The organism is Streptomyces sp. NPDC053541 (genome assembly GCF_044544705.1).
Classification (GTDB): Bacteria; Actinomycetota; Actinomycetes; order Streptomycetales; family Streptomycetaceae; genus Streptomyces.
Map to the genome: position 1 here is coordinate 171,187 of NZ_JBITXM010000005.1, position 20,540 is coordinate 191,726.

General features: G+C 75.4%; 15 protein-coding genes. 5 read left to right on the plus strand and 10 right to left on the minus strand.

The window, feature by feature from the left end; genetic code table 11:
• Window positions 1–71 precede the first annotated feature (71 nt).
• The 3 genes from abc-f to ACIGW2_RS14585 all read right to left on the minus strand — a co-directional run bounded on the left by abc-f (window position 72) and on the right by ACIGW2_RS14585 (window position 3,386).
• Window positions 72–1,706, minus strand: coding sequence for a ribosomal protection-like ABC-F family protein (gene abc-f / locus ACIGW2_RS14575; RefSeq protein WP_399843773.1), 1,635 nt, complete (start codon window positions 1,704–1,706; stop codon window positions 72–74).
• A 343-nt stretch (window positions 1,707–2,049) separates the two neighbouring features.
• Window positions 2,050–2,340, minus strand: coding sequence for a hypothetical protein (locus ACIGW2_RS14580; protein ID WP_391654996.1), 291 nt, complete (start codon window positions 2,338–2,340; stop codon window positions 2,050–2,052).
• 125 nt (window positions 2,341–2,465) lie between these two features.
• A complete protein-coding gene (locus tag ACIGW2_RS14585; protein WP_399843776.1) occupies window positions 2,466–3,386 on the minus strand; it encodes a Rieske 2Fe-2S domain-containing protein in 921 nt (306 codons plus the stop codon).
• Window positions 3,387–3,623: 237 nt separating this feature from the next.
• On the opposite strand from ACIGW2_RS14585, the gene thpR reads away from it, so the two are divergent.
• Both thpR and ACIGW2_RS14595 read left to right on the plus strand, forming a co-directional pair.
• Entirely contained in the window at window positions 3,624–4,184 is a 561-nt protein-coding gene (thpR, locus tag ACIGW2_RS14590; protein WP_391655123.1) for an RNA 2',3'-cyclic phosphodiesterase, read from the plus strand.
• 149 nt (window positions 4,185–4,333) lie between these two features.
• Window positions 4,334–5,428, plus strand: a complete 1,095-nt coding sequence (locus tag ACIGW2_RS14595; RefSeq protein WP_399843778.1) for a chemotaxis protein — start codon at window positions 4,334–4,336, stop codon at window positions 5,426–5,428.
• Window positions 5,429–5,526: 98 nt separating this feature from the next.
• Here the strand turns inward: ACIGW2_RS14595 and ACIGW2_RS14600 are convergent, their stop codons facing one another.
• Both ACIGW2_RS14600 and ACIGW2_RS14605 read right to left on the minus strand, forming a co-directional pair.
• A complete protein-coding gene (locus tag ACIGW2_RS14600) occupies window positions 5,527–6,312 on the minus strand; it encodes a hypothetical protein (protein ID WP_399843780.1) in 786 nt (261 codons plus the stop codon).
• Between the two features lie 98 nt (window positions 6,313–6,410).
• Window positions 6,411–7,157 carry a hypothetical protein gene (locus tag ACIGW2_RS14605; RefSeq protein ID WP_391654992.1) on the minus strand — a complete coding sequence of 249 codons (747 nt, stop codon included), beginning with the start codon at window positions 7,155–7,157 and terminating at the stop codon, window positions 6,411–6,413.
• Between the two features lie 155 nt (window positions 7,158–7,312).
• Here ACIGW2_RS14605 and ACIGW2_RS14610 point away from each other — a divergent pair, with 155 nt between their 5' ends.
• Entirely contained in the window at window positions 7,313–9,541 is a 2,229-nt protein-coding gene (locus ACIGW2_RS14610) for a SpoIIE family protein phosphatase (protein WP_391654991.1), read from the plus strand.
• The gene (locus ACIGW2_RS14615; RefSeq protein ID WP_399843781.1) at window positions 9,538–12,006 is read left to right on the plus strand and encodes a SpoIIE family protein phosphatase; all 2,469 of its coding nucleotides are present in this window, start codon (window positions 9,538–9,540) and stop codon (window positions 12,004–12,006) included. Before ACIGW2_RS14610 ends, ACIGW2_RS14615 begins: the two co-directional genes overlap by 4 nt.
• Window positions 12,007–12,075: 69 nt before the next feature.
• On the opposite strand, the gene ACIGW2_RS14620 is transcribed toward ACIGW2_RS14615, so the two are convergent.
• From ACIGW2_RS14620 to ACIGW2_RS14635, 4 genes are all read right to left on the minus strand, one after another.
• Window positions 12,076–13,476: an APC family permease gene (locus ACIGW2_RS14620; RefSeq protein WP_391654989.1), complete on the minus strand. Its 1,401-nt coding sequence runs from the start codon at window positions 13,474–13,476 to the stop codon at window positions 12,076–12,078.
• A 336-nt stretch (window positions 13,477–13,812) separates the two neighbouring features.
• The gene (locus ACIGW2_RS14625; RefSeq protein ID WP_399843783.1) at window positions 13,813–15,924 is read right to left on the minus strand and encodes a hypothetical protein; all 2,112 of its coding nucleotides are present in this window, start codon (window positions 15,922–15,924) and stop codon (window positions 13,813–13,815) included.
• Between the two features lie 123 nt (window positions 15,925–16,047).
• Window positions 16,048–17,772, minus strand: coding sequence for an acyl-CoA dehydrogenase family protein (locus ACIGW2_RS14630; RefSeq protein ID WP_399843785.1), 1,725 nt, complete (start codon window positions 17,770–17,772; stop codon window positions 16,048–16,050).
• A gap of 123 nt (window positions 17,773–17,895) precedes the next feature.
• A complete protein-coding gene (locus ACIGW2_RS14635) occupies window positions 17,896–18,492 on the minus strand; it encodes a PadR family transcriptional regulator (protein WP_391654986.1) in 597 nt (198 codons plus the stop codon).
• 394 nt (window positions 18,493–18,886) lie between these two features.
• Here ACIGW2_RS14635 and pucL point away from each other — a divergent pair, with 394 nt between their 5' ends.
• Window positions 18,887–19,807: a factor-independent urate hydroxylase gene (gene pucL, locus ACIGW2_RS14640; RefSeq protein ID WP_399843787.1), complete on the plus strand. Its 921-nt coding sequence runs from the start codon at window positions 18,887–18,889 to the stop codon at window positions 19,805–19,807.
• 62 nt (window positions 19,808–19,869) lie between these two features.
• Here the strand turns inward: pucL and ACIGW2_RS14645 are convergent, their stop codons facing one another.
• The gene (locus tag ACIGW2_RS14645) at window positions 19,870–20,493 is read right to left on the minus strand and encodes a TOPRIM nucleotidyl transferase/hydrolase domain-containing protein (RefSeq protein ID WP_399843789.1); all 624 of its coding nucleotides are present in this window, start codon (window positions 20,491–20,493) and stop codon (window positions 19,870–19,872) included.
• Between the last annotated feature and the right edge of the window lie 47 nt (window positions 20,494–20,540).

Genomic DNA, 20,540 nt, shown 5'->3' on the forward strand with positions numbered 1-20,540 from the left:
GCGTCAACCACGCCGCATGACCGCCAGAGGTCGGACCGGTGAAACCTCACCGGTCCGCCACGGACTCCCGGCTACTCCCCCGGCAGCGCCGTCTCCTTCAGCTCTCCGTGGGCGAGGTGCAGCCGGCGCCCCACCCCGATCTCGCGCAGGAAGCGCTCGTCGTGACTGACCACCAGGAAGGCGCCCTGGTAGGCGTTGAGGGCGCTCTCCAGCTGGGCGACGCTCACCAGGTCCAGGTTGTTGGTGGGCTCGTCGAGCAGCAGCAGGTGCGGGGCCGGGTCGGCGCCGAGGACGCAGGCCAGGGTGGCGCGCAGGAGTTCGCCGCCGGACAGGACGCCGACCGGCAGATGGGCGCGGGCGCCGCGGAAGAGGAAGCGGGCCAGCAGGGTCATCCGCTCCGCCTCGGGGCGCTCGGGGGCCCGGTCCGCGAAGTTCTCGGCGACGGTGCGGTCCGGGTCGAGCAGGTCGAGCCGCTGCGAGAGGTACGCGACCCGCCCGTCGGCGCGGCTGACGGTGCCGCCGTCGGGGTCGAGGGCACCGGCGACCAGCTTGAGCAGGGTGCTCTTGCCGGCGCCGTTGGGGCCGGTCAGGGCGATGCGCTCGGGGCCGCGGATGTCGAGGCCGGCGCCGGGCGCGGTGAAGAGCTCGCGGTCGCCGAGGCGGACCCGGAGCTCCTCCCCGTGGAAGAGGGTGCGGCCTGCGGGCACCCGGGTGTCGGGCAGGTCGAGGGCGAGCCGCTGCTCCTGCCGGAGGGCGCGCTCGGCCTCGTCGAGGCGGGCCTTCGCCTCGCCGACCCGGGCGGCGTGCATCTGCCCGGCCCGTCCGGCGGACTCCTCGGCGCCGCGCTTCATGGTGCCGGCGAAGATCTTGGGCAGTCCGGCGCTCTTGAGGTTGCGCGCGGCGTTGCTCTGCCGCCGTTCGGCGCGCTCGCGGGCCTGCTGCATCTCGCGCTTCTCGCGCTTGAGTTCCTGCTCGGCGTTGCGGACGTTCTTCTCGGCGACCTCCCGCTCGGCCCGCACGGCTTCCTCGTACGCGGTGAACGTGCCGCCGTAGAGCCGCAGTTGGCCGCGGTCGAGCTCGGCGATGCGGTCCATCCGGTCGAGCAGCGCGCGGTCGTGGCTGACGAGCAGCAGGCAGCCGTTGAAGTCGTCGAGGACCTCGTAGAGCCGGTGCCGGGCGTCGAGGTCGAGGTTGTTGGTCGGCTCGTCGAGGAGCAGCACGTCGGGCCGCCGCAGGAGCTGGGCGGCGAGGCCGAGGGTGATGATCTGGCCGCCGCTCAGGGTGTCGAGGACCCGGTCGAGGGCGAGCCCGCCCAGGCCGAGCCGGTCGAGCTGGGCGCGGGTGCGCTCCTCGATGTCCCAGTCGTCGCCGATGGTGGTGAAGTGCCGTTCGTCGACGTCGCCGGACTCGACGGCGTCGATGGCCCGGACGATCGCGTCGATGCCGAGCACCTGCGCGACGGTGGTGCCGCTGCTGAGCGGGAGGCTCTGCGGCAGGTGGCCGAGGGTGCCGTCGACGACGACGCTGCCCGCGGTGGGCCGCAGTTCGCCCGCGATGAGCTTGAGCAGGGTGCTCTTGCCGCTGCCGTTGGGCGCGACGAGTCCGGTCCGGCCGGCGCCGACGGTGAAGGACAGGTCCTGGAAGACGGGGGTGTCGTCGGGCCAGGAGAAGGACAGCTGGGAGCAGATGACGGATGCGGCGGACATGGGCGACCTCTCGGTGGTACGGGAGGACGGGCGCGCCGCCTCGACCCCGGCGTCGACGCACGGGGGAGGCGGCCGGCCCGTCGGGCAGACAGGGGCGGAAGGGGACGACGAGGGGACCACCTCGGCGCGCGTCGTGCCGCGGGCCGGTGGTCTGCCGGGTCCGGGTATCACCCGGAGATGTCGTCGTCCACCACCATGTCTGTGCTCCTCGTCGAGGGATCGGGGTCCGCCAGTCTACCAGCGCCGCGCCCGGCCGCACGGGAATTTCCCGCCGCGGGCCCCGGCCCTCGCGCCGGTGACGGTCCGTCAGGGGTGGTGCGGAAGGCCGGGCGCGGGCGGGCGGTCAGCCGGCGCCGCCGGGGGTCCACTGGTTGTGCACGGGAAGGACACGCGGTTCCGAGGGGATCTCGGGGAGGCCCAGTTCCGCGGCGATCGGCATCATCTTCTCGCCGAAGGCCTTCATGTGCTCCTCGCTCTCCCAGGTGTCGAAGATCTCCAGGCCCTTGTCCGTGGTGGTGCAGGTGTGGGAGACGCACCCCTCGAAGATGCCGGGCACGGTCTGGAGCCGGGCGTTCAGCGCGTCGTACTGGTCGGTGGTGATGCCGTCGAGGACGGCGTGGACGAAGATCGCCATGGCGGTTCTCCTCCTCGCGAGGCTGGTTCACCCCCTCCAGCCAGCACATCACGCCCGGCTCGCCCCGGCATCCGAGCGGAACGGCGGGCGCCGGGCGTCACGGGGTGCGGAGCGGGACTCGGGCGTCACGGGGTGCGGAGCCGGGCCTCCAGGTGGCCGTCGACGAGGCGGGTGTCGAAGGCCGGCTGCGGCGCCGTGGCCGGGCCGGTCACGTTCCAGCCGTCGTCGAGCCGGAAGTGACTGCCGTGCCAGGGGCAGACCAGGCAGCCGTCCACCACTTCGCCGTCCGCGAGCGGCCCGTCCTGGTGGGCGCACCGGCCGGCGAGCACGGCGGGCGCCGTGTCGTCCGCTCCGGTCCGGACGACGACCACCGGCATCCCGCCGACCCGGGCCGGCGCGGGGCGCCCCTCGGGCAGGTCGAGCGGCTCGGGCAGCTCCTCCACCCGGTGCCAGCCGGGCGGTACGAGGACGGCGACCGGCTCGGCGTGGTCCGGGCCGGCGGCCATCCGGTAGGCGAGGTGCCCGCCGATCGCGCCGCCCACGCCGACCGCCGCCAGACCGCCGAAGCCCCAGAGCCGGCCCCGCACGTACCGGCCGAGGCAGCGGTGGCGCAGGGAGACCGCGTAACAGAGCACCCCGGTGATGTTGGCGGCGGCGTGCACGAGTCCGACGCGCTGCTGCGGGCGTCGCAGTTCGGCCCAGTCGACCCAGCCGGACACCGCGGCGGGGCCGGCGACCGCGAGGCCCGCGCCGACCAGGAGCCGGGCCGGCCGCCGCCCGCCCGGGGTGAGGTCGAGGAGGGCGGCGGACAGCCACGCCCCGAGGGGCAGCTGGACGAGCAGCGGGTGCGCGGGGTGCCCGAGCGGTCGGCCGTGGAGCACGTCGCGGGCGGCGCCGAGCGGCACCCGGCGCACCGCGTCCCGTACCGCGTCGATCACGCCGTCGGCCCGCGAGGAGGCCGCGAGCCGGTCCATCGCCCTGAGTGCGGGGCCGGGCCCGCGGTCCGGGGGCGGACCGGGCCGCGGGAGTCCCTGGAAGCTGGTCATGCCCGGCGGGTGTCCCGCCCGCGCCCGCCGAAACCCACGGCGGGTCCGGTGACCGGGTCCCGCGACCGGCCCGCCGTGGCCGGTTCCGTTCGAAGATGACCGGACACGCCCGGATGAGGTACGAAGAACGGCGTGAGAGACCAGCCCCTCGACACCGCCCTCGACACCGCTCCGGCCCCCGCCCCCGGCGCACCGGATGCCGCCGACGCCGCCGGCGCGGCCCCGGCCACGACTCGGGTGTTCATCGCGCTCGCCCCGCCCGACGACGCGAAGGAGGAGCTGGCCCGGGAGCTGCGGCCCGCGCTCGACGCATACCCTTCGCTGCGCTGGAACCGCATCGAGGACTGGCACATCACGCTGGCGTTCCTGGGCGAGCTGCCGGTCGGGGCCGTGCCGCCGCTGCGGGCGCCGCTCGCGGCGCTCGCCGCCGCCCGCCCGCCGCTCGAACTGGGCCTGAGCGGCGCCGGGCACTTCGACGAGCGGGTGCTGTGGAGCGGGATCGACGGGGACGTGGAGGGGCTGCGCCGGCTGGCCGCCGACGTGCGGGACGTGGTCCGGCAGTGCGGCATCCCCTTCGAGGACCGCCCGCTCAACCCGCATCTGACCCTGGCCCGCGCCCGGCGCGGCGACACCGGCCCGGTGACCGGCACGGCGGCGGCCCTCGCCGGCTTCACCGGCCTCCGCTGGCCCACCGCCCGGCTGCACCTGGTCGCCAGCAACATCGGCCGCGGTCCGGGCCCGATCCGCTACCGCGACCTCGAGTCCTGGGCCTTCGAGGGGCACCGGTCACGCGGCTGACGCGGTCCCCCGGGCGCGGGCGGACGAGTCGCGGAACGCCGGGGGCCGGGCCACGATGGTCTTTCGTGGGCCCCTTCCGCGCCCACCCGCCGGGTGGCCACCGCCCCGCCGGCCGCCCTGCCGCCGCCCCGCGTCAGGAAGGCCGTGTCATGGACCCCGTGCTCACCCCGGACGTGCTCGCGAAGCTGCGGCAGCCCCGGCCCTACCCCGCCGTCTCGCTCCTGATGCCGACGCATCGCCGGGAGCCGGACAACGCCCAGGACGCGGTGCGGCTGCGCACGCTCCTCGCCGAGGCGGAGCGGGCCGTGCGGGACGATCCCGCGGTGTCCCGCGGGCGGCGGGCGGAGCTCGTCGACCGGCTGCGCCGCGCGGCGGCGGAGGTGGACCCGCGCCACGCCGAGGACGGACTGGTGATCCTCGTGGCCGAGGGGGAGCACCACGTGTGGTCGGTGGCCCGGACCGTGCCCGAGCGGGTGGTGCTCGCCGACACCTTCCTGACCCGCAACCTGGTCGCCGCGCACGCCGCCGAGCAGCCGTACTGGGCGCTGGTCGTGGCCGCCGACCGGGTGTCGCTCTGGAACGGCGATCCGGAGCGGACCGTGGAGCGCACCGGGGACGGCTTCCCGCTGACCCGGAGCCTGGCGGACCCCGACGTCGAGCGCGAGCAGCGGGTCGGCGACGTGCCCGGCACCTTCCGGGACGAGGCGACCCGGCGGTTCCTGCGCGAGGCGTACGAGCGGACGCGGGCGGTGCTCGCGTCCGAGGCGCGCCCGCTGTACGTGATCGGCTCCTCGGCGGCGCTCGCCGCGCTCGCCGAGTTCGGGCCGCTGTCGCGGGACGCCTTCACGATCGAGCACGGCGGTCTGGCGGCCGGCCCGGCCGAGGCGGTGCACCGGGCCGTCGAACCGCTGCGCACCGCCCGCGAGGCGGCCACGACGACCACGGTCGTCGCCGAACTGGACACCGCGCGCGGGCGGCGCGAGTTCGCCGGCGGCATCGACGAGGTGTGGCAGGCCGTGAAGGACGGCCGGATCCGGCTGCTCGCCGTGGAGGAGCACTACCGGACGCTGGTACGGGACGAGGGCGGGCACCTCGAACCGGCGGAGGAGGCCGCGCCGGACACCCGCGACGACATGGTCGACGAGATCGTCGAGCAGGCCCTCGAACGGGGCGCCGAGGTGCGCTTCCTCCCGGACGAGGTGCTGGCCGACGCCGGCCACATCGCGGGCGCGCTGCGCTACTGACGGCGGCCCGGGCGCGGGCCGCTCCCCCGGTCCCGCTCGGGTCCCCCGTCCCCCGGGTGCCACCGGACATCCGGCGGCACCGCCCTTCGGCCCCTGCCCTAGGGGCAGGTCTCCTCGAACTTCACGGCCTCGAAGGTGACGGGCCGGCCGTCGATCCGCGTGCCCGGGGCCGGAGTCTGGGTGCACACCTTCCAGTTGGACTCCATGAGGACCATGCGGTCCTGGGAGGCGTCGGTGACGGTGATGCTCGCGTTGTCGGGCAGGGCGGAGCGGGCCACGTTCACCGACTTGCCCCTGAAGTCCGGCATGGTGCCGCCCGCTTCGGTCTCGGGCTGCGCCGCGACGTCCTTCGCGGGGCAGTCCTCCTCCAGCTTGACCGTGCCGAAGTCGATGACGACGTCCGTGCCGTGGGTGCCGGGGGCGGGGGTCTGGGAGCAGACCTTCCAGTTGCGGTCGAGGACCTGGTGGCGGTCCCGGCCGAGGGCGTCGTGCGAGCGCAGCCCGTAGAAGCCGAGGGACTGGGCCTCGTCCTGGGCGAACTGCAGTCCCTTGCCGACGAAGTTCGGCAACCTGCCGGTCTCCGGCTTCTTGCTCGGGGCGGCGGTGGCGGGCGCCGCCGGTGCCGTGGTGGGGGCCGGCGAGGTCGTCGGCGCGGGGGTGGACGGCGCGGCCGGCACTTCCTTGGCGGTGGGCTTGCCGTCGTCCTGCTTGGATTCGCCGACCGCGGCGCCGAGGATCACCAGGAAGGCGAACACGCCGCCGATCGACAGGCCGACGATCGCGCCGGTGGACAGGCGCTTCTTCGGGGGCTGCGGGCCCCACGGGCCGGTCTGCGGGGCCGGGTGGTGGGGAGGCTGTTGCGGCCCGGGGTACTGCTGGCTCATGGTCCCTCTCTGACATTCCCGTTGTGAAGGTCCCGTGAACCTACCGCGCACACCCCGTGGTTGCGGACGGGGGTCCGGCAACGGACCGGCCCGGCCCCTCAGTCCTCGTCCGGCTCCGGCAGGGCCGCCAGGTCGTCCGTGGCGCGAGCGGCCTCGCGGCGGGCCTCGGTCAGGGCCTTCTCCAGGCGGCGGACCTCGGCACGGGCTGCTTCGGCGCGCGCGGTCGCGGCGGCGCGGGCCTCGCGGGCGGCTCGGCGGGCGGCCTGGCGGGCGGCCTCCTGTTCGGCCTCGCGGGCGGCGGCGCGTTCCGCCGTGCGGCGCGCCTCACGGGTCCGGTCCGGGGCGGGCAGGGCACCCTCCTCGGGGGCGACGGCGGTGAAGTCGACGGCGGCCTCGGGGACCTTGACCAGCCGGCCGCGGGCCCATTCCCGGGCGACGTCCGGGTGGGCGAGGACGCCGTGGAGGGTCTGTTCGAGCTCGGCGAGGACGGTGTCGCTCACCGGCTGGCCCGCCTCGGCGGCGAGTTCGGCGGCGTTCCTGGCGAGGGTGGCGACGAGCTGGTGCTGTTTGCGCGCGGCCTCGCGCAGGCGCTCGCCGTCGAGCATCCGGTGGGCCACCCGAAGGGTCTCCCCCAGGGCGAGGAAGCGTTCCGCCTCCTCCGGCCGCTCCCGGGCGAGCAGGTTCGCCGCCCACGCCGCGAGCACCGGCCGGCGCAGCGCCGCGAGTGCCTTCGCCGCCTCGGGCTCCTCGCGCCGGCGCGCCTCGGCCACGTACGCGTCCCGCGCCGCCGCGAACTCGGCCGGCCGCAGCCCGTACAGCTCCTGGGTGATCCGCTCCACGTCCACGTCCCCACTCTGCTCCGTCGGGCCGGTCCCGGCGCGTCGTACGCGTCGCGCGATGGATGCCCCGCCGGGATGATGGAGGGACCCCGGAGGGACCGGGCCCGGAGGACTCGGCCCGGAGGAATCGAGCGGCGACGCGGAGGAGGGATGCGGTCCGGATGAGCACGGCGGACCTGCCGGCCGGCCCGGCCCCGGTGAGCGGACCGGCTCCGGTGAGCGGCGCGTTCGCCATGGAGCCCGGTGGACTCCTCGATGTGCTCGGGGTGGCCGCCGTGGTCCTCGACGCCCGGGGCCGGATCGTGCTGTGGAGCCCTCAGGCGGAGACCGTTTTCGGCTATTCGGCGGCCGAGGCACTCGGCCGGCCCGCCGTACGGCTGCTGGTGGCGGAGCCGCACCGGGAGGAGGTGCTGGCCCTGTTCGCCCGGGTGATGGCGGGCGACGGCCCCTGGGCCGGCGTCTTTCCCGTACTGCACCGGGACGGGCGGACCGTCCCCGTGGAGTTCCGCAACACCCGTCTGGAGGACGACGAGGGACGGCCGTACGCCCTGGGGCTCGCCACCGACCGGGCGACGGTCCGCCGGGTGGAACAGGACCTCGCGCTGTCCTCACGGCTGGTCGCCCACTCCCCCATCGGACTCGCGGTGCTCGATCTCGACCTCCGGTTCGTGCTGGTCAACCCGGCCCTGGAACGGATCACCGGGCTGCCGGCCGCCGGGCACCTGGGGCGCTCGTTCGGTCAGGCGGTGCCGTCGCCGGACGCGCCCGCGGTGGAGCAGGCGCTGCGCGAGGTGCTGCGGTCGGGCGTGCCGGTGCTGTCCCGCCAGGTGCGCGGGCCGGTACGGGACCGGGAGCGGCCGGAGGACGCGGCCGCGGGCCCGGACCGGCCGGAGGCGGACGGGACGGAGCCGGTCTGGTCGGTGTCGCTGTACCGCCTGGAGACGACCGGGCGGCGGGTCGTCGGGGTCGCCGCGGCCGTCGTGGACGTCACCGAGCAGCACCGGGCGGAGCGGGCGGCGGCCCTCGCCAGGAACCGGCTGGCCGTGATCGCGGCTGCCTCCGAGCGCGTCGGCACCACCCTCGACCTGGACCTGACCGCGCACGAACTGGCCGAGCTGGTGGTGCCGGAGCTGGCCGACATCGCCGCCGTGGACGTCCTGGAGGACGTCCTCACCGGCCCCCGGCCGGGCGCGGCGCAGGGCTCGGGACCCGCGGTGTTCCGGGCGCTCGCCGTGGAGACCGCCTATCCGACGGTGGCGCGCGAGGCCGCCGACCCCGTCGGCACCGCGGCCCGGTACGGCGCCGAGCGCCTGGTCACCCGGTGCGCGCGCACCGGCCGCCCGGTGCTCGTCGCGCACGTCACGGACGCCGACCTGCCGCACATCGCGCGGGACGCGACCGCCGCGGGCCTGCTGCGCGAGGCCGGCGTCCACTCCTACCTCGCGGTGCCGCTGCGGGCGCGCGGGGTGGTGCTCGGCGTGCTGGACCTGAAGCGGGCGCGGAACGCCGTGCCCTTCGACCGGGACGACCTGCTGCTCGCCATGGAGCTGGCGGCCCGCGCGGCGGTCGCCATCGACAACGCGCGCTGGTACCGGCACCAGCAGCGGACCGCGCTCGCCCTGCAGCGGCACCTGCTGCCGCACGGCCCGACCCGGCTGCACGGGCTGGACGCCGCCTACCGCTACCAGCCCGCGTCGGCGGCGGTGGAGGTCGGCGGCGACTGGTTCGACGCCATCCCGCTGCCCGGGGACGGCCCCGGTGCGGCCGGCGCCCCGGGCGGCGCCGCGGGCGGGAGGACGGCGCTGGTGGTCGGGGACGTGATGGGCAGCGGCATCAACGCCGCCGCGACGATGGGGCAGGTGCGGACCGCGGCCCGCACGCTGGCCGGACTGGGCCTCGCGCCCTCGGTGGTGCTCACCGAGCTGGACCGCACGGTCGCCGGCCTCGACGAGATGGCCACCTGCCTGTACGCGGTGTACGACCCGGAGGCCGGCACCTGCCGGATCGCCAACGCCGGGCATCCGCCGCCCGTGCTCGTCCCGGCCGACGGCCTGCCGCGCCTGCTCGACCTGCCGGCCGGCGCTCCGCTCGGCGTCGGCGGCGTCCCCTTCGAGACGGAGGAGATCCCCTTCCGTCCCGGAGACGCGCTGGTGCTCTACACCGACGGCCTGGTGGAGACCCGCGACCAGGACATCGACGTACGGCTCGAAGCGCTCACCGCGCTCCTCGCCGGGCCGCCGCGGTCCCTGGAGGAGACCTGCGACCTGCTGCTCGACGCCCTGCGCGAGCCGGACGCCCCGGACGACGTCGCCCTCCTCATCGCCCGGGCCCGCCCTCGGGAGGGGTCCTCGGACGGGCCGCACGGGGGCCGGAAGGAGGGAGCCGCGTGAACGGCGCACCGGAACCGGCCGCCCGCATCCTGCCCTTCACCGAGGGCATCGCCGGGGCTCTGGTCGACGGCCGCGGGCGGGTCGCCGCCTGGACGCCCGAGGCCCGCAAGCTGCTCGGCCGGACCGCCGCCGAGGTGGTGGGCCGTCCGGTACGGGCGCTGCTCGCGGACCCGGCGGCCTGGCGCGAGCTGGTGCGGCGGAACGCGCACGGCGCGCGCGAGGGCGAGGCGGTGCTGCGCTCGGGGCGCGGCGAGGACGTGCCGGTGGTGTTCCAGACCTTCGGTCTGGGCGAGGCCGGGTCCGGCCCGGAGACGACGGCGGGCCCCGGGACCGGCGCGGCGGCCGGCGGGGGCGCGCCGGAGGACGGCGGACCGGGCTGCTTCGTGCTGGTCGCCCCGGCCCGGCTCGCGGCGGGCTGGTTCCAGGACCACGCCTTCATCCGGGAGCTGTTCCTCCAGGACCGGGTGGGGCTCGCGGTGCTCGACCCGGAGCTGCGGCTGCTGCGCACCAACACCCACCTCCTGCCGTACACCGGGGTCCCCTCCGATCTGCGGGCCCGTCGCCTCTCCGACTTCCTGTGGCCCGAGGACGCGGCGGCCGTCGAGGAGAAGCTGCGCCGGGTGCTCACCACCGGGCTGCCGCTGGTGCAGGCCGAGGAGCTGCTGCGGACCCTGGAGGATCCCGGCGGCGGGGTGACGATCGCGATCTCGGCCTTCCGGCTCCAGGACCCGAGCGGCCGGGTGCTCGGCGTGACCGCGCTGTTCACCGATGTCACCGAGACCCGGCGGGCCGCGGAACGGCTCGCGCTGCTGCACCGCGCCACGGCCCGGGTCGGCGGCTCGCTCTCGGTCACGGACACCGCCCGCGAGCTGGCCGGCGCCCTGGTGCCGGGACTCGGCGACCTCGCGGTGGTCGAGCTGGCCGACGCGGTCCCGCTGGGCGAGGAACCGGTGCCCGACGCCGAGGGGCGGCTGCTGCTGCGCCGTACCGCCGTCGCGGGCGAGCCCGGCAACGGACGCGGCCCGCACCGGCGGGCCCCCGCGCCGGACGTCGTGCTGGTCGCGGTGGACGAGGGCGAGACCGCCCCGGCCGACGGGCACCCGGTGCGGATGACCGCGCCGCTGCGGGCCCGCGGCACCCTGCTCGGCCGGCTGACGGTGGGGCGGCGGGCGGCGCTCGGGCGGTACGCGGACGCGGACCGCGACCTGTTGCGGGAGGTCGCCGACCGGGCGGCGCTGGCCCTGGACAACGCCCGCCGCTTCACCCGGGAGCACCGGGCGGCGGTGGGGCTCCAGCGGAGCATGCTGCCGCCGACGCAGACCGAGACCCCGGCGGTGACCACCTCGGGCGTGTACCTGCCGGCGGAGACCAGGACGGGTGTCGGCGGCGACTGGTTCGACGTCATCCCGCTGTCCTCGGCGCGGGTCGCGCTGGTGGTCGGCGACGTGGTCGGGCACGGGCTCGCGGCCACCGCCACGATGGGCCGGCTGCGCACCGCGGTGCGGACCCTCGCGGACCTGGACCTGGAGCCGGACGAGCTGCTGGCCCATCTCGACGACCTGGTGAGCCAGCTGCTCGCCGAGCCGGAGGAGACCGGGGAGGAGGACGAGGACGCGCGGGACGATCCGGAGGGCGACCGGGCCGAGTCCTGGCGGGTCCGCCACCCCTCGTCGCCGACCGGCGCGACCTGCGCGTACGCGGTGTACGACCCGGTCACCCGGCGCTGCGCGGTGGCCTCGGCCGGGCATCCGCCGCCCGCCGTCGCGGGCCCGGACGGCTCCGTCGCCTATCTGCGGGTGGATCCCGGTCCGCCGCTGGGCGTGGGCGGGCTGCCGTTCGAGACGACGGAGGTGGAGCTGGCCCCGGGCAGTGTCCTCGCGCTCTACACGGACGGGCTGATCGAGGGGGCCGACGGGGACCTGGACGCCGGGATGGCCGCGCTCACGGCCCGGCTCGGCCGGCCGGGTGCGGTGGAGCTGCCGCTGCGCGAGCTGGGCCGGGAGATCGTCGCGGGCCGCCCCGCCGACGGGCTCGCCGACGACGTGACCCTGCTGCTCGCCCGTACCCGCGAGGTGCCCCCGGAGGCCACCGCGACCTGGCAGGTCGAGGCGGATCCGGCGGCGGTCGGCGCGGTGCGGGAGGCCGCGGCGGCGCAGCTGCGCGCCTGGGGCCTGGAGGAGCTGGTGTTCACCACCGAGCTGGTGCTGAGCGAGCTGGTCACCAACGCGATCCGGTACGCGGGCGGGCCGGTCGAGGCGCGGCTGATCCGGGCCGGCCGGCTGATCTGCGAGGTCTCCGACCCGAGCGCCACGCACCCCCGGATGCGGCGGGCCCGGCTGACCGACGAGGGCGGGCGCGGGCTGTTCCTGGTCGCGCAGCTGACCACGCGCTGGGGCAGCCGTTACAGCCGTACCGGCAAGACGATCTGGGGCGAGCAGGAGCTGCCGGCGCCGGGGGCGGGGTGACGGCGGGGCGCGACGGCGGAGGCCGGGGCCGCTTGCGCCGCCCCGGCCTCCCGCTGCCCACCGGTCCGATCAGGCGTGGTCCGCGTCCTCCGGGACGCTGACCAGCCAGCGGGTGTCCTGGCGGGGGCGCAGGTAGAGCGCCCAGTAGAGGGTGGCGACGGCGGTGATGCCGCCGGTCCACAGCAGGTACTCGGTGTCCTGCATGTACAGGACGTAGCCGAGGACGCCGATGAGCAGGACGGGGACGGCCGGCCACAGCGGCATCCGCCAGGCCGCGACCTCGCGGTGGGCGCCGCGGCGGCTGAACAGGGCGGCGACGGCGACCAGCAGGTACATGCCGGTGACGGAGACGCCGGTGACGCCGTAGAGGGTGTCGAGGTTGACGAAGCAGAGGGCGGCGCCGGGCACGCCCACGACCAGGGTGGCCACCCACGGCGAGCCGAAGCGGCCGAGGCGGGAGAGGGCGTTGTTGACGGGCTCGGGCCAGGCCTTGTCGCGGGCGGAGGCGAAGAGCACGCGGGAGTTCTGGATGACCATCACGATGCCGGCGTTGATGATGGCGAGGGCGACGCAGAGGCTGATGAAGGTGCCGACGGCGGAGTTGGACCAGGCGGTGATCATGGCGCTGATGTCGCCGCCGGTGAGGGTCTCCAGGTCGCCGGCGCCGAGGGTGATGGCGACGACGGGGACGAGGATGACGGCGGTGGAGATGGCGAGCGTGGCGAGCACGGTGCGGGCGACGCTGCGGCGCGGGTTCTCCAGCTCCTCGGAGAGGTAGACGGCGGTCGAGAAGCCCTGGGTGACGAAGAGGGCGATGGCCAGGCCGGAGACGACGAGGGCTCCGGTGACGAGCGCGTGGGTGCCGCCCTCGCCCGCGACCTGACCGTGCAGCAGGGCGCCGGCGCCGCGTTCGGCGTGGGTGAAGCCGAGGACGGCGACGAGGCCGGCCGCGACGACCTCCAGGACCAGGAAGATGCCGGTGATCCAGGCGTTGGCGCGCAGGTCGAGCAGGCCGGCGAGGGTCGCCAGGAGCATGACGCCGGCGCCGGCGGCCGGGGCCGGGACCTGGACGAGCGGGGCGAGGTAGTCGGCCGTGCCCATGGCGATCACCGGGGGCACGATCATCACCACGAGCAGGGAGAGCACGAAGACCAGCCAGCCGGCGAGCCGGCCGGCCAGGGTGGAGACGATCGCGTACTCGCCGCCGGCGCTGGGGACGAGGGTGCCGAGCTCGGAGTAGACGAAGGCGACGCCGATGCAGAGCAGCGAGCCGATCGCGATGGTCAGGGCGGTGAAGGTGCCGACGCTGCCGAAGAGGTCGGGGACGACCACGAAGAGGGTCGAGGCCGGGGTGACGCAGGAGAGCGTCAGCAGGGTGCCGCCGACGACACCGATGGAGCGCTTGAGTTTCTGGGGCACGGGGCCGGTCTGGGGGGCCAGGGCGTGGGGGGCGCTGAGGGTGTCGGTCATCAGGCGGTTCCGATCGATGCGTGCGGTGTGTGCGAGCGGGAGCGGTATCGCCTCCGAGGCGGCCGGTGATGTGGGGGTGACGGGTGTCGGTGGCTCCCGGGCTGAATGGAAGCCCGCACGGAACCGCAGGTCAATGGCCCGATGGCTGCGGAATCCGTCGCTGGGGGACTGATCGACGGACCGGTTCGGCGTTAACGGCGTGTCAAGACGGCGTGAATACTCCGTACGGGAACCGCAGCCCACTGGGCAGGACTTTTCCCGCGCTTTACCGGAGGCGGGCGTTCCGACCATCCCCTGAGACGGCCCGCGGCCCCGTCTCCCTGGGCGGCGGGCGGCTCAGTCGCCGAGCCGGCTCGTCCAGACGAGCGTGCCGCCCTCGACGGGCCCGGGCCGGTCGCCGGTGGCGAGGGCCGGGTGTTCCAGGGTGTCGGCGATCCCCTCCAGATAGGTGCCGAGGGTGTCCGGCAGGTCGTCGTCGAGCTGCGTGTCCTGCCCGTTCCAGCGGCCGAGCCGGCCGGTCTCCGCGTCCAGGAAGAGGCCGGAGCCGCGGTCGGCGGGGCCGCGGGAGATCACCGGGATCCAGCCGGGCCGCCAGCCGGCCGTGCCGGACCGGCGGCGGTGCTCGGCGGCGACGGCGTCGAGCGGGATCAGCGCCCGGTGGCCCGGCAGACAGCCGACGGGGCCGGATCCGGGAGCCGCGACGGCACCGTCGTCGCCCGAGGTCAGGGCCCACAGGGCGCGCAGGGCGGCGGGTACGCGCACGCCGTCGAGGGCCCGCTCGACGGCCTCGGTCTCGGCGGGCGTGGCGCCCGGACGGAGCGCGGCGAGGGAGGCGGGGGCGTGCTGCCGGAGCCAGTCGGTGATGCGCCGCCAGGCCTCGGTGACCTCGCGGGCGGCGAGCGCGTCCTCGGCGAGCGGGTGCGGGGTGCCGGCCGGGCCCGCGGCCGGGGAGCCGGGGAGGCCGCAGCGGTCGAGGAGGGCGTGGAGCGCGTCGACGGCCAGGGCCGGGTTGGCGGCGGCTCCCTCGGCGAGTTCCGGCGCGGCCGGGTCCTCCAGGAGACCGGCGAGGACCTGCGCGGGGATCAGGGGGTTGGCGGCGGCGGCCCGGCGGACCCGGGCGTCGGGGTCGCCGAGCAGGTGCGCGGGCGGCCGGTCGAGCGTGGGGTCGGCGGCGGCGAGCGCACGGACCTCGGGGTCCTCGTGGTCGAGCAGGTGCCCGAGGCCGGTCCTGGGCATCCGGGGCAGGCCCAGCAGATGCCCGCGCTGCCGGGGCGCGGCGAGGAAGGCGCCGAGGAGGAGGGCGGGCGGCGCGAGGGGGTGGTGGAGGGCGAGCAGGTGGCGGACGTCCGGGTCCGGGTCGGCGGCGAGCCGTTCCACCGGGCCGGCGGGGAGCGCGCCGCAGGTCGCGGCGACCCGGCGCAGCAGGACGTGCTCGGAGCGGGCGCACTCGGCGTACCAGTCGGGGTACGGATCGACCGGCAGCTCCCGGAGCGGCCCGAGGGAGTCGGCGGTGCCGCCCGCGACCCGGTCGACGGCGAAGCGCTGTTCCCAGGTGCGCTGGTACGGCTGGACGCGCGCCCGGTCCCGTACGCCCTCGTCCGGGTCCTGGAGCAGGGCGGCGAGCACCTCGGGGTCGAGGTCGACGCGGCTCGCGACGCGCCGGCGGATCGCGGGGTCGGGGTCGCGGGCGAGGCGGGCGACGGCGTCGGCGGGGGTGTGCGGGTTGTGGGCGAGGGCCCAGAGGTCGCGGCCGGTCGTGAGGCAGGCGTCGACGACGGTGCGGGCGAGGGCGTGGTTGACGAGGAGGCCGGTCCGGGCGTGGCAGTCCCGGTCCGGCAGGTCGGCCGCGTTGGCGGCCGGGTCCAGGAGGCGCTCGTTGCGGCGGGCCGACGCGCGGACCCGGGGGTCGGGGTCGGCGAGGAACGCGGCGCGGCGCTCGGGCGGGAGCGAGGACCAGCCGTCGGTGGCGAGGGACCGCAGGTCGGGGTCCGGGTGGGCGGCCATGGCCCGCCGGTAGGCGGCCGAGATCTGCCCGGAGGAGAGGAGTTCGCCCTTGATCTCGCCGACGGTGAGCCGGGCGCCGGGATGGTCCTCGTCGCGGGCGGTGAGCAGGGCCTCCACCACGTCGTCGGGCAGCGGCGCCGGGCGTTCCCGGCGCGGTACCGGCCCGGCGGCGACCGCGGCCCGGACGAGCGCGTCGGGGTCGTGCACCAGCCGTCCCCGGAGCTCCGGCGGCACGTGCCCGTTGCGGGCGAAGGCCCGCCGCACCTCGCGGCGCGGGTGGCGGAGCACGGCCTCGACGACGGCCTCGGGCAGGGTCCGCTCCTGGCACAGCGTCCTCCACGCGGTGCTCGCGCCGGGGTCGAGCAGGCGGAGCAACACCTCGGCGGGAGCTGCGGTGTTGCCCGCGATCCCGCGCATCCACGACTCGACCAGGGAGGAGACCATTGCGGCATCATGCCAGGTGGGGACGCGTGCCCGGGATCGGGGGCGGCCTCCGGCCCGGGGGCCGGGGGCGGCCTCCGGCCCGCCCAGGGGGGTGGTCCGGGCGGGCCGGGGGGACCAGGGGTGCTACGGCGCCATCTCGTAGGCGCCGGAGAGGGATTCGACCCGCTGCCAGACGCGGTCCGTGCGGGCCTCGTCGACGACCGGGCGGCGGACGGCGCCGAGGGCCCAGTCCTGCTGGGCGGGGGTGGCGGAGTCCTTGCCGTGGAGTTCGACGGCGTGGGCCGAGAAGTCGCGGACGAGGACGGCGAAGAGCTCGTCGAGGACGTCCTCGTCGAGTGCGGTGAGCGCGGCCTGCTCCAGGACCAGCTGGGCGTGCACGACGAGCGCGAAGAGCTGTCCGACGGCGAGCAGCAGGTCGAGGTCGCGGCTCTGCTCCTCGTCGGGGGCGGCGGTGGTGACGAACGCACAGAGGGCGTCGGCCTGTTCGCGGAAGCGGGCGACGTTCGGCAGGTGCGCGTAGGTGTCGAAGGCCGGGCGCCAGTCGTGGAAGCGGACGGCGCCGAGACCGCGGGCCGGTCCCTGACGGAAGAGGAAGGTGTCGTCGGCGGCGTCGAGGCGGGTCGGCACCGGTTCATGGGCGACGGGGGCGAGGAGGTGGTTGCGCATGAACTTGAGGATCAGCGCGAGGTTGACGTGGACCGTGCCCTCCAGCTTGGGCAGGCTGCGGATCTCGACGGCCGCCTGGGCGAAGTAGTTGTCCTTCTCGAAGCCCTTGGCGGCGATGACGTCCCACATGAGGTCGATGACCTTCTCGCCCTCGGTGGTCACCTTCATCTTCGTCATCGGGTTGAAGAGGAGGTAGCGGCGGTCGTCGGGGCCGGCGGTGCGGAAGTAGTCGACGGCGCGGTCGCTGAACTGCTTCATGCCGACCAGGCGCACGTAGGCGTCGGTGAGTTCGCGGCGCACGTGCGGGAAGGCGGTGACCGGCCGGCCGTACAGGACGCGGTTGTGGGCGTGGGTGACGGCCTCGTACATCGCGTGCTCGCAGATGCCGATGGACGCGGTGCACAGGTTGAACTTGCCGACGTTGACGGTGTTGAGGGCCGCGTCGAAGGCGGCGCGCCCGGTGTGCAGGACGTCCTCGGCGGCGACGGGGTAGTCCTCCAGGCGGAACTCGCTGACGAACTTGGAGGAGTCGACGACGTTCTTGACCAGGCGGTAGGCGGGGTGGCGGCTGTCGGCGGCGAAGAAGACGTAGCCGTCGGGGCCCTCGACGTCGGTGCGGCGGCCGAAGACGGAGACGAGGCCGGCGGCGTTGCCGTTGCCGATGTAGTACTTGGAGCCGGTGGCGCGGAAGCCGCCCTCGCCGTCGGGGGTGAGCAGCATGTCGGTGGAGTAGATGTCGGCGCCGTGCGTCTTCTCGGACAGGCCGAAGGCGAACACCTCGCCCTGGCGGAGGAGTTCGGCGGCGCGCTCGCGCGCGGCGGCGTTGTCGCTCTGCCAGACCGGGCCGAGGCCGAGGATGGTGACCTGCCAGGCGTACCAGTAGTCGAGCCCGTAGAAGCCGAGGATCTCGTTGAGGGCGGCGATCCGGGCGGTGTCCCAGCGCTTGTCGCTCTCGTCCTCGCCCGCGGCGGCGGCCGGGGTGAGGAAGGTGGCGAAGAGGTTCTCCTTGGCGGCGAAGGCGAGGAAGTCGGCGAGCCAGGCGCGGGTGCGGTAGTCCTCGATCAGCTTCCGCTTGCCGCGCTCCTCGAACCAGTCGACCGTGGCGCGCAGCAGCCGGCGCGTCTCCGGGTCGAAGTGGGCGGGGTCGTAGGTGTGCGGGTTGAACAGCAGCTGGTCGGCCATGGTGGGGATGCCCTTCGGCGGTCGGACGGTCGGTGGGTGGGTGGGTGGAGAGGCGGGTGGCTAGGGGGCGGACAGGGGTGGAACGGAGGACGAGAGGGGGCGAGCGCCGGGTCGGGGCGGCGCTCAGCGGGCCGGGCCGAAGCGGGCGAGCGTGGCGAGCACGTCGTCCAGCCAGGCGATCATCATGCGTTCGTACGCGATGCCCCCGCGCAGCACGACGTGCTGGAGCTCGCGCTCGGCGTCGGGCGGAAGGGTGGGGCCGGGGGCGCCGGACGGGCCGTCGGCCGGGGCCGCGTCCTCGGGTGTGCCGAAGTCGCGGGCCTCGCCGGCGAGGTAGTGGGCGAGCCGGTCGCGGTGGGCCTGGCGGTGGCGCTCCACCTCGTGGATGAGGCCGGCCGGGTCGTCGAAGGCGGCGCCGCGGATCTTCACGGCCAGGTCGTGGCGGACCGACTCGGGCTCGATGGGGTCGTGCAGCCAGGAGGACAGGGCGGCGCGGCCGAGGTCGGCCACGGAGTACTCGCGCTTGTCCGGCCGGCCCTGCTGCGGGACGTCCCGGGCGGCCACCCAGCCGTCGTTCTCCATGCGCTTGAGCACCCGGTAGATCTGCTGGTGGGTGGCGGTCCAGAAGTAGCCGATGGACCGCTCGAAGCGCCGGGCCAGCTCGTATCCGGAGCCCGGTTGCTCAAGGAGCGAGACGAGGATCGCGTGTTCGAGCGCCATGCCGCCGATCTTGCTATGCAACGAGTTGCATAGCAAGGCGGGCGGGCCCGGTGAGACGCGGCTCACCCCTCGCGGGGTGGCGGCCGAGGGTGACCGACGGGGGCCGAGGGCGGCCGACGGCTGTCGCGGGTGTGCCCCGCGGCGGTCCGGGCATCCCCGGCAATTCACGCCCGGTCGACCCCCGATTCACCGTCGGCGCGGCCGGACCCCTTGTCGACCGGCGCGGGCCTGTGCTGCAATCCGTGGCGAACACCTACGGACCGGGATGCTCGTCAGTCCCGGGGCGGTCCAGGGCGCGAGGGCCGGACGGCGGGGAGCGCGGGGCGGTTGGTCCCGGCGCTGGACGCCGGGCGTACGGGGACAACGCATCCACGTACCCGCAGGAGCGAACGCCATGAGCAAGCACGTCCTGGCCCAGAACCAGTACGGCAAGGCCGAGAACCGCATCGTCAAGATCACCCGTCAGGGCAACGAGGGCGCCTGGCACGAGATCCGCGACCTGAACGTCTCCGTCGCGCTGCGCGGCGAGTTCCGCGAGGTCCACCTGACCGGCGACAACGGCAACTGTCTGCCGACGGACACCACGAAGAACACGGTCTACGCCTTCGCCAAGGAGCACGGCATCGCCTCCCCCGAGGCCTTCGCGATCCTGCTCGCGAAGCACTTCGTGCACTCACAGCCGGTGATCCACGAGGCGCAGATCCGGGTCGAGGAGTTCGCCTGGGACCGCGTCTCGGTGCCGACCCGCGCCGAGCAGCACTCCTTCGTCCGCAAGGGCCAGGAGGTGCGCACCGCCCAGGTCACCTACAGCGGCCAGACCGGGCAGCTCCAGGTCATCTCCGGCCTGAAGGAGCTCACGGTGATGAACTCGACCAACTCCGAGTTCCACGGCTTCATCAAGGACACGTACACGACGCTCCAGGAGGCGTACGACCGCATCCTGGCCACCAAGGTCACCGCCCGCTGGGCGCACTCCGCCCTTGCCGCCACGGACGGGGACTTCGACTGGGACCGCTCGTACAAGTCCGCCCGCCGGCACCTGCTGGAGGCCTTCGCGGAGACCTACAGCTACTCCCTCCAGCAGACCCTCAACGCGATGGCCGAGCGCGTCCTCGACCACTGCCGGAGCGTCAACGAGGTGCGGCTCAACCTCCCCAACAAGCACCACTTCCTGGTGGACTTGGAGCCGTTCGGACTGAAGAACGACAACGAGGTCTACTACGCGGCCGACCGGATGTACGGCCTGATCGAGGGCACCATCCACCGCGACGGCGTGCAGCCGGTGATCGCCACCAGCGACTGGATCACCACCTGACCGGACCCGCGAGGGGCGTCCCGTGCCGGGAGTCCTGAGAAGCGCGTGCTCGGCCGCCGTCGTCAGACGGCGGCCAGCAGTGCCTCCAGGGGCTCCGGGACGGCGTCCGGCGCCAGGGCCTCCGTCAGCACCCGGCCGTAGTGGATCTTGCGGCCCTTCTTCGTGCCGAGGAAGCGGCGCAGTTGCTGGCGCGGGGTGCGGGCGCGCTGTTCGGGCTGGCGGAGGAAGGTGCTCAGGGAGCGGTGGTCGCCCTCGGCGCGCACGAGTTCGGTGACCCGGTCGGGGCCGAGGGCGCGGATGAGTTCGTCCTCGAGGTCGGCGGCGCACACGAAGAAGTCGTGAGCGGGCTCGGTGAGTCCGGCGCGGGTCCAGCCGCGCGCGTAGTACTCCCGCTCGCGCTCGTCGCACAGGCCCGTGAGACGCAGGCCGAGACCGGGCGGGCCGAGCAGTCCGGCGTAGCGCGCGATGTTCATCGCACCGCCCATGGACAGCACGCAGATGCCCTCGGCGGCGAGGTCACGGCCGCGCGCGGCGGCCAGGGCGTCGACGGCGGCGACGTCGCTGGGGCCTTCGAGCAGCACCACGGTCCGCACCGGCAGCAGCGCGGCGAGCCGCCGCGCGGGTTCGCCGGGGCCGCCCGCCGCCCAGTCGGTGACCGCTTCCCGGAACGCCGCCATGTCCGTCATGGGTCGAGTCTCCGGCCCCGCGCCCGTCCGCGCCACGCATTTTCCCC